The organism is Natronomonas sp. (assembly GCF_036625485.1).
Classification (GTDB): Archaea; Halobacteriota; Halobacteria; order Halobacteriales; family Haloarculaceae; genus Natronomonas.
The window spans coordinates 1-10,672 of the sequence record NZ_JAZKTR010000085.1 but is presented as its reverse complement, the minus strand read 5'-3'; the positions used below and the strand labels follow the sequence as shown (position 1 = coordinate 10,672).

Here is a 10,672-nt window from a genome sequence, read left to right as displayed (position 1 = left end):
GTCCCACAGCCCTCCAGCAGCCCGCGGAGCAACTGCCGGTCGTGGCTGGCCAGCGTATCGAGGCGATAGCCGCCGGAATCGCCTTCGAACGGCAGGCCGAGCGCGGCCGCTGCGCGGTCGCCGACCGTGCCGTGAGCCTGCACCGTGTAGCTGTCCTCGCTTCTGGTGATAGTCGTATCGTGAGCGTACTCCCGTTCGATGATGCGGTGGTCGACGGTGTCGGCGCCCGCGACGGCGGCGAGTCGCTCGGCGGCCGTCTCGTCGTTCGTTCGGACGGTCACGCCGTCGCTCGTCACCTCGCCGTCGCCGATGGCGCGGCCCCAGAAGTAAGCCGTCTCGGGGTGGGCATCCAGCAGGTTCTTCGGGGTGCCGATTTCGATGCTCATGGTTCGGCCTCCGTCACCTCGATGGCGTCCACCGGACACGCTGCTGCGGCCTGTTCTGCGTCCGCCCGCTTCTCGTCGTCGAAGGTAGCGACCAACTCGCCGTCTCCCCGGTCGCTGTCCGGCAGCGTCACGAGGCCGTCCTCGGCCTCCGAAAAGCGGCCGTCGCGGACGAGACAAGCGAAGATGCCGTCACACGCCTCCAGGTCGACTGAAACGCGGTATTCGGACATTGTCAGTAGTCGTATTTGGTCTCGTAGCCACGCGGAGTGACCATCCGGTCGTCCCAGACGTAGGTGTCCTCGTTGCCGACGATGATGGTCGTCGTCATGTCGATGATGTCCTCTTCGCCGAGTTCCGGGAGCGTGCCGAGGTCCGTGATATGCGTGGCCTCGTCGTCCCGGGAGGCACCGTGAACGATGCCGACCGGCGTGTCCTCGTCGCGGTGTTCCAGCAGAATCTCACAGCAGCGCTGGAAGTTCTCCCGGCGCTTGCGGCTCCAGGGATTGTAGATGGCGATAGTGAAGCCCTCGGGTGCGATGGCATGGAGGCGCGATTCGATCTCCTCCATCGGCGTCAGGTGGTCCGACAGCGACACCGAGACGGTGTCGTTGACCAGCGGCGCGCCGAGGCGTGCGCCACAGGACTGGGCGGCCGGGACGCCCGGCACGACCTCGAAGTCCACCGCGGAGGCCGTCCCGCCCTTGGATTCTAGAATCTCCAAGGCGAGGCCGGCCAGCGCGTAGACGTTCGGGTCGCCGGAGCCGACGATGGCGACGTCGTTGCCCGCCAGCGCGCGGTCGATGGCCTCCTCGGTCCGGGAGACTTCGCCGCACATCGGCGTCGAGTAGATGTCGTCGGCCTCGTCGGTGATCTCGTCGGGCACGAGGTCGATGTAGGTCGTGTAGCCGACGATGTGTTCGGCGTCGGCCAGCGCCTTCTTCGCGCGGGTTGTCATGCCCTCCGGCTGACCGGGACCGAGGCCGACCGCGATGAGGCGCCCGGGGTCGGCGTCGAAGTCGTCGACGGTCGCGCCGACTTCCTCCTCGTCGTCCGAGGACGAGGCGCCGCATTTCGAGGACGATGAAGAGTCACTCGTGGAAGCTCCGCACTTGCTCTCGCTGGACGTATCGGTCGTGGAGCCACCGCACTTCGAACTGCTCGTGTCGGTGCTCGTTTCGGCCTCGCTCGTGCTTGCGGCTTCGCCGCTCGCTTCCGAGGCGCTCCGCGCCTCGCTCGCGCCACACTTCGATTCCGTATCTGTCGTCGATGCCTCTGCCGTCTCCGTGGTGTTGTCCGTGCTCATAATCAGAAGTCCTCCACCTCGCGGCCGCCGCGCGGCGTCACGAGATAGTTGCCGTGGTCGTTGCTCCACTCGTGGGACTCGTGGGTGCCGACCAGAATCGAGGTGCCCATGCCCCCGACCTTCTCGTCGTGTTCGGTCGCCTCCCCGAGCGTCGTGATGGTGTGGGTCTCGTCCTCCAGATTCCGGCCGGCCTCGCCGCGGCCGGCGTCGTTGAAGATACCGACGGGTACGTCGTCGGCCCGCTCCTCGCGGATTACCTCGATGGCCCGCTCGTAGTCGCGCCAGCAGTTGTAGAGGACGATGACGAATCCGGAGATTGCGGCGGCCCGCAGTTTCTCCGCAATCTCGTCCCAGCCGCGCCACTTGTCCGAAAGCGAGACCGTACAGAAGTCGTTCGAGAGGGGTGCACCGAGGTTCGCCGCGCCGCCCAGCGCCGCCGTCACGCCGGGGACGATCTCGATGGGAACGTCGTAGGCCTCCTCCTCCTCGGCCATCAGGAAGATGAGGTCGGATTTCCCGTAGACGTTCGGGTCACCGCCGGAGACGTGCGCGACGTCCTGACCGTCCCGAACGCGCTCGAAGGCCTCGCGGGCCAACTCGATCTGCTGGCCCATCGACGACCGGACGATCTCCTGCTCGTCGCCGGTCGGGGTGGTGGCGACACTTCCGTCAGACCAGGTCTGACGACGTGACGAGCGTTGCTCGTCACCGCCATCAGTTGCGGCTTCAGGCGGGAGCGTCCCGTCCTGTCGCAGGAACTCCTGATAGAGGTTCGAGGCGATGACGCAATCGGCCGTCTTGATGACGTCACGTGCGCGTTGGGTCATCGCGTGTGGCAGGCCGGGACCGATGCCGACGACGTAGAGCGTGCCGTAATCCTCGGTGTCGGCGTCGGTTTCGCCACCGGACATTATCGACCCACCGCCACCGTTACGGCTTCGTCGAATCGCTCTTTCTCACGCAGCAGTTCGTGTTCGCGGCCGCCCGCAATCGCCGAAGCCTCGGCGATACCGGGCCACCCGATGAGTTCCTTCGCCCGCGAGGGGGTCGGCCCCTCGTGGTCCAGCAGGGTATCCTTCTCGAAATGAACGACGCCGGCGTCGATCTCCTGGGCAGCCTCGTAGAGGCCCTCCTCGCCCTCCTTGCGGGTCGCCGTGGCGACGAACTCGACGTCCGAGAAGTCGAGGTCCAAATCGTCCAGCGTGGCCTCCCAGGCGTCGAGGACCTGCTCTTTTTTGACGCCGTCGACGGTGCCCGTCCCCAGCACGACGCCCTCGTCGTTGCGTTTCATGACGGTCACATCGTCGCCCACGAGGACGGCACGGGGGCCGTCGAGGCGTTCGACCGCGTCGATCTCGTCGTTCAAGACCGCGAGGTTCGTCGCGACGGTCGAATCGCCGTTGACGACGTGGGCGTCGAGGGCTTTGGCCTTCGATTCGATGCCCTGCTTGCCGGCGGCCTCGCTGGCGGTCGTCATCGCCGGGACGGCACCCATCCGCGAGAGGTCGTGTGCGACCTGATTCGCGCCGTGGTGCCCGCCCGTGATGGGGATGGCCCAGGTGAGTTCCTCGTCGACGACGACGATGGCGGGGTCGTCCCACTTGTCGTCGAGCAGACCGGCCGTTTTCCGCATCGCGATGCCGGAGGCCATCAGGCCTACGAAGCAGTCGTATTCGCCCCAGTGTTCAGCGAAGACGTCGCCGTGGTATTCGATGATGTCGATGACCTCGTAGTCGTCAGCCAGTTCCTCCTTGATATCCTCGGCGACGGGGAGTTTTCGCTCGAAACTGATGATGGCGATCTCCTCGGCGACTTCGCCATCGGAGTCCGGCGTCGAGCAATGCCCGCCCCCACTACTGTCCGTCGTGTCGGTGTCGTTGCTGTCGGTGCTCATGTCAGTCGTCTCCCTCCGCGGTGTTGCTCGCGTCATCTTCGCCGCGATTCGCCCAGCCGTCGTACAGATAGGAGCGCTCGTAACCGGCGCCCGCCGCCGCGTCGCCGATGAGCACGAGCGCGGAGGCGCGGTAGCCCGCGTCCTCCAGTTTGTCGCCGATGTCAGCAATCGTCCCCTCGATGACGTCCTCGTCGGGCCAGGAGGCGTGGTAGACCACCGTGACGGGCGTCTCGGGGTCAGCGCCCGCCTCGAGCAGGCGGTCCATCGTATCGCTCACGGCGTGGGTCCCGAGGTAGACACAGGTCGTCACGTCGCCCATCTCGACGAAATCGGCGATGTGGTCGTCCTCGGCGTCCAGCGTCTTGCCCTGCGGTCGGGTGAAGGCGACGTGATTGGCCGTCTCGTTGAGCGTCAACTGCGTTCGCAGGGTCGCACTCGCCGCGAACGCCGAGGTGACGCCCGGCACGAGGTAGGTGGGAACGCCTTCGTGTTCCAGCGCGTCCATCTGCTCTAAGGCGGCGCCGTAGATGGCCGGGTCCCCCGAGTGCAGGCGGACGACCTCGCGGCCGTCCTCGTAGGCCTCGCGCATCAGGGGAATCAGCTCTTCGAGGTCCTTGCCGACGCTGTTGACCAACTCGGCGTGGTCGCAGTAGGCGTCCAGCAGTTCGCTGTTGACCAACGAGCCGGCGTGGACCACGAGGTCCGCCGCTTCCAGCGCTTCCTTGCCGGCGACGGTCAAAAGACGGGGGTCCCCCGGCCCGGCGCCGATGAAGGGGATGCCCTCCTGTTCGTCGCCCGCCGTATGTTTATAAACGCGTTCGTCGCGCTCGTGGGCGTGTTTCTCGCGCTGTGCGTCGATGGCCGTCTGCGGGTCGGTTTTATCAGTCATCGTAGATTTCGTCTCCTACCGATTCGGCAGTGGCGAGTTCCTCGCTCACGACGCCGCCGTCGGCCGTCGTCTCCGTCCCGAACGCCGCCGTCGCCGGCTTCTCGCCCGTGCCGGGCTGCTCGGCGTAGGCGACGGTGTAGTAGTCCCGCTCGGTCAGGGCCTCGGGGTCGTCGGTGACTATCGACTCATGGTTCTCCATGAACAGTCGGCGGCCGTATGTCACGTCGTAGCCCGCCTCGACCAGTCCCTCGTGGGTCGCGGGCACGTCGGTCACCTTGAAGAGGACCATCCGGTCGGGACCGGTCGGTGAAGCGCCGTTGTCGGCCTCCCGCAGGGCGAGTTCCGACCCGGCGGTGATCTCGACGTCCAGCGCGGTAGCGAAGGCGGTCACCGTCGAGACGCCGGGAATGATTTCGAGGTCCACCTCGGGGTGGAATCGGTCCAGCGTCCGGCGCAGGTGACCGAACGTCGAGTAGACGTTTGGGTCGCCCAGCGTGACGAAGGCGGCCGTCCCCTCTTCGGCGACGGGGGCGACCTCCGCGGCGGCGTCCTTCCAGGCCTCTCGCAACTTCTCCTCGTCGCGGGTCATCGGGAAATCGAGGTCACCCAACTGTTCGTCGTCGACGTATTCGGTGGCGACAGCGCGCGAGAGCCGACCGGGGGTGTACACCTCGTCGGCGTTCTCCAGTACCTCCCGGCCGCGAACCGTAATCAGGCCGGCGTCACCGGGGCCGAGTCCGACGCCGTAGAGCGTCATCCGGCACCCCCGACGATGACGTAGACCGGGTTGTTCGAGTCGAAACTCGTCGCGCCGGCGAGTTCGTACCCCGTCGATACCTGCACCTGCACGATCTCTTCGAAGAGGTCCCGCTCGCGGAACGCCCGGACGGCGTCGCCGGCGACTTCCAGCCGCGAGACGTTCATCACGACCCGGTCGACGCCGTGTTCGGCGGCGAAATCCAGGACGGCCTCGTAGTTCCGCGACCCGCCGAGAAAGAGCGCGTCGGCGTCTTCGGGCAGTCCCTCCGGAGCCTCGCTTTCGACCAGCTGTACGTCCTCGACGTCGTTAGCCACGAGGTTCTTCTCGGTCGTCTCCAGTCGCCCTGGTTTCCGCTCGACGGCCGTCACGCGGCCGGCCCGCCGGGCGGCCTCGATGGTGACCGCGCCCGTACAGGAACCGACCTCGACGAAGTGGTCGTCGTCGTCCAGATTCAGCTTCCCGAGCGTTACCGACCGGACCTCCGGTTTCGTCGGCCCGGCCTTCGCGTCGTGTGGAAGCGCTGTGCGTGCCATAGGCTTACAACTACACCCGCGCACAAAACAATTTTGCTTGTTTTAGGGAAAGTTCAGTTTACAACCGAGAGCATGTAGTTGTTCGAGAGGGGGTATTTTGGCGGTTCGACCGCACGTCGCCGTATGTCCGACTGCCAGTTCTGCGACATCGCCGCCGGCGAGGCGCCTGCGACCCGACTGTACGAGGACGAGACGGTCGTTGCCTTCCTCGATATCGCGCCGGTTGCCGGCGGCCACACGCTCGTCGTTCCGAAGGACCACTACGAGACGCTGATCGACATGCCGCCGGAGGCGGCCGGCGAGCTCTTCGAGCGCGTTCGGGTCGTCGCCGGAGCGGTCGAGACCGCCTTCGATATAGACGGGTTCGACATCGTGCAGGCGAACGGTGAAGCGGCCGGCCAGGAGGTGTTCCACGCACACGTCCATATCCTGCCACGCTACGAGAACGACGACGTGCAGGTACGCTGGCCCGCGGGCAAACTCACCGAAAGCAAGGCCGAAGAGATCGCGACGGCGATTCGGGCGGAACTGCCGGAATAGCCGTTTTTCCTCCCGAACGCCCCCTCGTCGCCGCGCGGTGGCTCACTCGTCGGCCGCGTCCCGCTCGATATCGGAAGTTTCCATATCGAAGTCGGTGTCGGCGTTGCTGTCACCGGCCGCCAGTTCCTCGATATCGTCGAGGCCAAGCAACTCCCGGGTCTCCGCGTCGAAGTCGAGCGAATCGAGTTGCGGGCCGTCTCCGACATCGCTCCCGGTGAGGTGTCGGCCATACCGGGACAGCAGCGAGGTGGTCTCCTGGGGCAGAACGTAGGTCGTCGAGGGACTGGTGCCGATCCGTTCGAGGCTCTCCATGCCTCGCTCGACCACGGCGCGTTCGCCCATCGACTCCGCCGACTTGGCCCGCAAGACGGTCGATATCGACTCGCCTTGTGCTTCGAGGATCTGTGCCTGTTTTTCACCCTGGGATTCGAGGATGTTGGCCTGCTTGTCGCCCTGCGCGCGCTCGATGTCGCTTCGGCGTTCGCCCTGTGCTTCCAGGATCATGGCGCGGCGGCGGCGTTCGGCGGCCGTCTGCTGTTCCATCGCCCGCTGGACGTCCGCGCTGGGGTTGACCTCCCGAACCTCGACGGCCTCGACCCGAATCCCCCATTCGTCGGTCGGGCCTTCGAGTTCGCGACGAATCCGCTCGTTGATGAGGCCCCGCTGGGAGAGCGTCGCGTCGAGTTCCATATCGCCCAGTGCCGCCCGCAGCGTCGTCTGGGCGAGGTTCGAGACGGCCCGCCGGTAGTCCTCGACCTCGAGAAACGCCCGTTTCGCGTTCATGACCCTGATGTAGACGACGGCGTCGGCCGTCACCGGCGAGTTGTCCTGGGTGATGGCCTCCTGTCGCGGCACGTCCATCGTCTGGGTCCGCAGGTCGAAGCGGTGGGTCCTCGAGACGAACGGCGGAACGATGTGGATTCCGGGGTCCAGCAGTTCGCGGTACTCACCGAATATCGTCAGCGCGCGCTTCTCGTAGGCCTCCACGATTTCGACTGCGCTGGAGACCGCGGCGATCGCGATCGCCAACAGCGCCAGCCCGGCAATCAGAAGGGGGTCGACTTCGACGTAGCCGAAGGTAACGGCGAGGCCGACTCCAACAACGAAGAGGACGGCGACGAGGACGCGCGTCGAGACGCGCGCCATCATCCGGCCGAGTTCTCGGGCGGCGCTGTTTGCCATACGTTGTCTAGGGCGTTTTCCCACTTGAACCCTTGCGAGACGGCGTTCATCTTCGGTTCGTTGATGGAAACCACGCCTCGAAGCCGGTAGAGACGGCGAACGCCCGTGGTAGATTTTATAAAGCTCGCTCGATGGCGTCGGCGGTCGCCTCGCCGACCCCCTCGACGCCGGCCAGTTCCTCGCGGGAAGCCGCCCGGACGCCGTCGACGCTCCCGAACCGCCGGAGGAGTCGTTTGCGTAGTTCAGGGCCGACGCCCGAAACGTCGTCCAGCGGCGTCGACACCTCGTCCCGGAGGGTCTGGTGGTACTGGACGGCGAAGCGGTGTGCCTCGTCGCGCACGCGTTGGACGAGATGCAGCGCCGGGTCCTCGTCGTCCCAGTTGTGGACACCCCCGGGTGTGATGACCAGCTCCTCGTCCTTCGCCAGCGCGATAGCGGGCACGTCCCAGCCGACCTCCGAGAGCGCGTCACGGGCGGCGCCCAACTGTCCCTCGCCACCGTCGATGAGCAGGAGGTCCGGATCCGGCCTGTCGTCGCGGTCCTCGACGGCCCGCAGCGCGCGCCAGCGGACGAGTTCGCGCATGTTGGCGTAGTCGTCGTTCGTCTCGTCGAGTTTATTCCGCCGGTAGTCGCTCTTCTCGGGAGAGCCGTCGACGAAGGCGACGTTGCTCCCGACGACTGCCTTACCCTGTGCGTGGCTCACGTCGAAGCCCTCGATGCGGCCGGGGCGGTCGATACGGAGCTTTCGGCCCAGTGCCGTGGTGCCGTCGGCCTCACCGGCTTTCCGCCGGGCATTTTTAAGTGCGAGGTCCACAAGCGTCGCCTCGCGGCCGGTACCGGGCACCCTGACGGCGACGCCCTCCGCGTCCAGCCACCGGGCGACTTCCTCGTCGCCGTGCCGCTCGGGCAAGAGAAGGGCATCCGGAAGGGTCCGGTCGGCGTAGAACTGCGGGATGAACGCCGCCAGCACGCTCGCGACGCGTTCCTCACCCTCCGGGGCGTCGACGTGGTGGCGCTCTCGGTCGACCAGTTTGCCGTCCTCGCTGTGGAGGCGGGCGACCGTCGCGGAATCGCCCTCGACGGCCACGCCCAGCACGTCGACGCGGTCCTCCTCGCGGTTGACGACGGCCTCGCCGCCGCCCTCGTGGAACGATTCGACGGCGTCCAGTCGATCGCGGAGCGAGGCGGCGCGCTCGAAGGCCTGTTCCTGTGCGGCGGTTTCCATCTCGCGTCGGAGCGGTTCGGCGAGCGCGCCCGTCTCGCCCTCGAAGAAGCGGACGACCGATTCGACGTCTTCGAGGTATGCCTCGACGCTGATCTCGTCCGTGCAGGGGGCGGTACAGAGGCCCATCTCGTAGTCGAGGCAGGGCCGGTCGCGGTTGGCGTACTTGTGGTCCGAACAGCCCCGGATACCGTAGGTCTCCCGCAGGGCCTTGACCACCGTCTCGACCCGCCCTTTGTTCGTGAACGGCCCGAAGACGGTCGACCCGTCCTCGGGGTCGCGAGTCACTTCGATGCGGGGGAACTCGTGGTCGGTCAACTGAACGAGGGGGTAGGATTTGTCGTCCTTCAGGCGGACGTTGTACCGCGGCTGGTGGCGCTTGATGAGGTTGGCCTCCAGCAACAGCGCCTGCGTCTCGGTGTCCGTGACGGCGAAGTCGACGCGCTTGGCGCGGTCGACCATCTGGCGGATGCGTTCGCCGCGGGGGTCGGCATACGAGCGCACCCGGTCGCGCAGGTCGACGGCCTTGCCGACGTAGAGTACCGTCTCGCCGGCCTCGAACTGGTAGACGCCGGGCTCCGTCGGGAGGTCGTTCGCGCGCTTGCGGACCGCGTCGGCATCCATCGTCGCTTGTACGAGGCTAGTCGTGCGGCCGTATCAGCGTGACGCGTCGGGCCGATATTCCCGATTCCCGAGAGCGGCACGTACAAACATCGGCCGGTCCTACGGCCGCCAATGAGCGATTCCGAGCGCCTCTGGCTCGTCGAACGGACCTACACCGACCGCGACCTCGTCGTCCTCATCTACGCGACGCCCGACGGCGAGCGGCGACTCCGGAAGGAACTGGCCTCGACGATGCTCCAGCGGACGACGGTGACGGCGGCCATCGAGGCCGAACCGGAGGACCTCGAACCCGTCGATGACGAGGAAACCCGCGAACGCTACGCCACCGAGGTCGAACGGGTCCGGGCCGACCACGACCCCGAAGACCCGATTTAGACGGGTTACCACACCGCAAGAGAGCCTCAAGGCCTATGTTTCGCCGGTAAGAAGCCGGGAGTGAAATGACCGCTATCGAGTTGTCCGGGGTGCAAAAGTCGTTCGGCGACGTACAGGCGCTCCGCGGCGTCGACCTCGAAGTCGATGACGGAGAGATATTCGGCTTTCTCGGCCCCAACGGCGCCGGAAAGTCGACAACCATCAACATCCTGCTTGATTTCGTCCGTCCGGACGCCGGCGACGTCCGGGTCCTCGATTACAGCGCCCGCGAGGACAGCGTCGCCGTCCGGGAGCGCACCGGTGTCCTCCCGGAGGGCTTCGACCTCTACGACCGCCTGAGTGCCCGCGAACACCTCCAGTTCGCCATCGACTCGAAGGACGCCGACGAGGACCCCTATCCCCTGCTGGAGCGGGTCGGCCTCGAAGACGCCGCCGACCGGAAGGCCGAGGGCTTCTCGACGGGGATGCGTCAGCGCCTCGCCCTCGCGATGGCGCTGGTCGGCGACCCCGACCTGCTCATCCTCGACGAACCCACCTCCGGACTCGACCCCAACGGCGCCCGCCAACTGCGGGAGATCGTCGAAGAGGAGGCCGCAAGCGGCACGACGGTCTTCTTTTCCAGCCACATCCTCGGGCAGGTCGAGGCGGTCTGTGACCGCGTCGGCATCATCCGGGAGGGCGAGGTCGTCGCCGTCGACACCATCGAGGGGCTCCGCGAGAACGTCGCCGACGGGACGACGCTCGTCGTCGAGGTCGACGAGGTGCCCGACGGCGCGGTCCACCGCGTGAAGTCGATGGACGGCGTCTCGGACGTGTCGGCCGACGGCACCCGCCTGACGATCACCTGCGACGACGACGTCAAGACCGACGTGGTCGCCGAACTGGAGGAGTCGGGCGCCGACGTGCTGGACTTCTCGACGGAGGAAGCGTCGCTGGAGGAACTCTTCACCGCCTACACGGAGGG

At 66.7% G+C, this 10,672-nt stretch carries 12 protein-coding genes and 1 pseudogene; 3 read left to right on the top strand and 10 right to left on the bottom strand.

The window, feature by feature from the left end; genetic code table 11:
• The 8 genes and pseudogenes from V5A53_RS09400 to cbiT form a co-directional block, all read right to left on the bottom strand.
• A pseudogene (locus tag V5A53_RS09400) lies at nt 1-386 on the bottom strand (cobalamin biosynthesis protein); the annotation flags it as partial.
• Nucleotides 383-616 carry a ferredoxin gene (locus tag V5A53_RS09395; protein WP_332313347.1) on the bottom strand — a complete coding sequence of 78 codons (234 nt, stop codon included), beginning with the start codon at nt 614-616 and terminating at the stop codon, nt 383-385. The gene V5A53_RS09395 and the pseudogene V5A53_RS09400, both read right to left, overlap by 4 nt.
• A gap of 2 nt (nt 617-618) precedes the next feature.
• Nucleotides 619-1,689 (bottom strand): precorrin-3B C(17)-methyltransferase, encoded by a 1,071-nt coding sequence (gene cobJ, locus V5A53_RS09390; RefSeq protein WP_332313346.1) that lies wholly within the window; start codon nt 1,687-1,689, stop codon nt 619-621.
• A gap of 2 nt (nt 1,690-1,691) precedes the next feature.
• Nucleotides 1,692-2,600, bottom strand: coding sequence for a precorrin-3B C(17)-methyltransferase (locus tag V5A53_RS09385; RefSeq protein ID WP_332313345.1), 909 nt, complete (start codon nt 2,598-2,600; stop codon nt 1,692-1,694).
• Nucleotides 2,600-3,583 (bottom strand): cobalt-precorrin 5A hydrolase, encoded by a 984-nt coding sequence (gene cbiG / locus V5A53_RS09380; RefSeq protein ID WP_332313344.1) that lies wholly within the window; start codon nt 3,581-3,583, stop codon nt 2,600-2,602. Before cbiG ends, V5A53_RS09385 begins: the two co-directional genes overlap by 1 nt.
• A 1-nt stretch (nt 3,584) precedes the next feature.
• Nucleotides 3,585-4,472, bottom strand: a complete 888-nt coding sequence (locus V5A53_RS09375) for a cobalt-precorrin-4/precorrin-4 C(11)-methyltransferase (RefSeq protein ID WP_332313343.1) — start codon at nt 4,470-4,472, stop codon at nt 3,585-3,587.
• Entirely contained in the window at nt 4,465-5,229 is a 765-nt protein-coding gene (locus V5A53_RS09370; protein WP_332313342.1) for a cobalt-factor II C(20)-methyltransferase, read from the bottom strand. The genes V5A53_RS09375 and V5A53_RS09370 overlap by 8 nt, the downstream gene beginning before the upstream one ends.
• Nucleotides 5,226-5,765, bottom strand: a complete 540-nt coding sequence (gene cbiT, locus V5A53_RS09365) for a precorrin-6Y C5,15-methyltransferase (decarboxylating) subunit CbiT (RefSeq protein WP_332313341.1) — start codon at nt 5,763-5,765, stop codon at nt 5,226-5,228. Before cbiT ends, V5A53_RS09370 begins: the two co-directional genes overlap by 4 nt.
• Before the next feature lie 123 nt (nt 5,766-5,888).
• Between cbiT and V5A53_RS09360 the strand changes: the two genes are divergently transcribed.
• The gene (locus V5A53_RS09360; protein ID WP_332313340.1) at nt 5,889-6,305 is read left to right on the top strand and encodes an HIT family protein; all 417 of its coding nucleotides are present in this window, start codon (nt 5,889-5,891) and stop codon (nt 6,303-6,305) included.
• 42 nt (nt 6,306-6,347) lie between these two features.
• Here the strand turns inward: V5A53_RS09360 and V5A53_RS09355 are convergent, their stop codons facing one another.
• Together V5A53_RS09355 and V5A53_RS09350 are read right to left on the bottom strand one after the other, a co-directional pair.
• Nucleotides 6,348-7,454, bottom strand: coding sequence for an SPFH domain-containing protein (locus V5A53_RS09355; RefSeq protein ID WP_442928631.1), 1,107 nt, complete (start codon nt 7,452-7,454; stop codon nt 6,348-6,350).
• A 148-nt stretch (nt 7,455-7,602) separates the two neighbouring features.
• The gene (locus V5A53_RS09350) at nt 7,603-9,333 is read right to left on the bottom strand and encodes an excinuclease ABC subunit C (RefSeq protein ID WP_332313338.1); all 1,731 of its coding nucleotides are present in this window, start codon (nt 9,331-9,333) and stop codon (nt 7,603-7,605) included.
• A gap of 111 nt (nt 9,334-9,444) precedes the next feature.
• On the opposite strand from V5A53_RS09350, the gene V5A53_RS09345 reads away from it, so the two are divergent.
• Both V5A53_RS09345 and V5A53_RS09340 read left to right on the top strand, forming a co-directional pair.
• A complete protein-coding gene (locus tag V5A53_RS09345; protein WP_332313337.1) occupies nt 9,445-9,708 on the top strand; it encodes a hypothetical protein in 264 nt (87 codons plus the stop codon).
• Nucleotides 9,709-9,773: 65 nt separating this feature from the next.
• Nucleotides 9,774-10,672: ABC transporter ATP-binding protein (locus tag V5A53_RS09340; protein WP_332313336.1), on the top strand; the 899-nt coding region annotated here is incomplete at its 3' end.

Excerpts from the sequence above, each read along its gene's own strand:
- V5A53_RS09385 (WP_332313345.1), bottom strand. The coding sequence starts at position 2,600 with ATGTCCGGTGGCGAAACCGACGCCGACACCGAGGATTACGGCACGCTC.
- cbiG (WP_332313344.1), bottom strand. The coding sequence starts at position 3,583 with ATGAGCACCGACAGCAACGACACCGACACGACGGACAGTAGTGGGGGC.
- V5A53_RS09355 (WP_442928631.1), bottom strand. The coding sequence starts at position 7,454 with ATGATGGCGCGCGTCTCGACGCGCGTCCTCGTCGCCGTCCTCTTCGTT.
- V5A53_RS09350 (WP_332313338.1), bottom strand. The coding sequence starts at position 9,333 with ATGGATGCCGACGCGGTCCGCAAGCGCGCGAACGACCTCCCGACGGAG.
- V5A53_RS09360 (WP_332313340.1), top strand. The coding sequence starts at position 5,889 with ATGTCCGACTGCCAGTTCTGCGACATCGCCGCCGGCGAGGCGCCTGCG.
- V5A53_RS09345 (WP_332313337.1), top strand. The coding sequence starts at position 9,445 with ATGAGCGATTCCGAGCGCCTCTGGCTCGTCGAACGGACCTACACCGAC.
- V5A53_RS09375 (WP_332313343.1), bottom strand. The coding sequence starts at position 4,472 with ATGACTGATAAAACCGACCCGCAGACGGCCATCGACGCACAGCGCGAG.
- V5A53_RS09395 (WP_332313347.1), bottom strand. The coding sequence starts at position 616 with ATGTCCGAATACCGCGTTTCAGTCGACCTGGAGGCGTGTGACGGCATC.
- cobJ (WP_332313346.1), bottom strand. The coding sequence starts at position 1,689 with ATGAGCACGGACAACACCACGGAGACGGCAGAGGCATCGACGACAGAT.
- V5A53_RS09370 (WP_332313342.1), bottom strand. The coding sequence starts at position 5,229 with ATGACGCTCTACGGCGTCGGACTCGGCCCCGGTGACGCCGGCCTGATT.
- cbiT (WP_332313341.1), bottom strand. The coding sequence starts at position 5,765 with ATGGCACGCACAGCGCTTCCACACGACGCGAAGGCCGGGCCGACGAAA.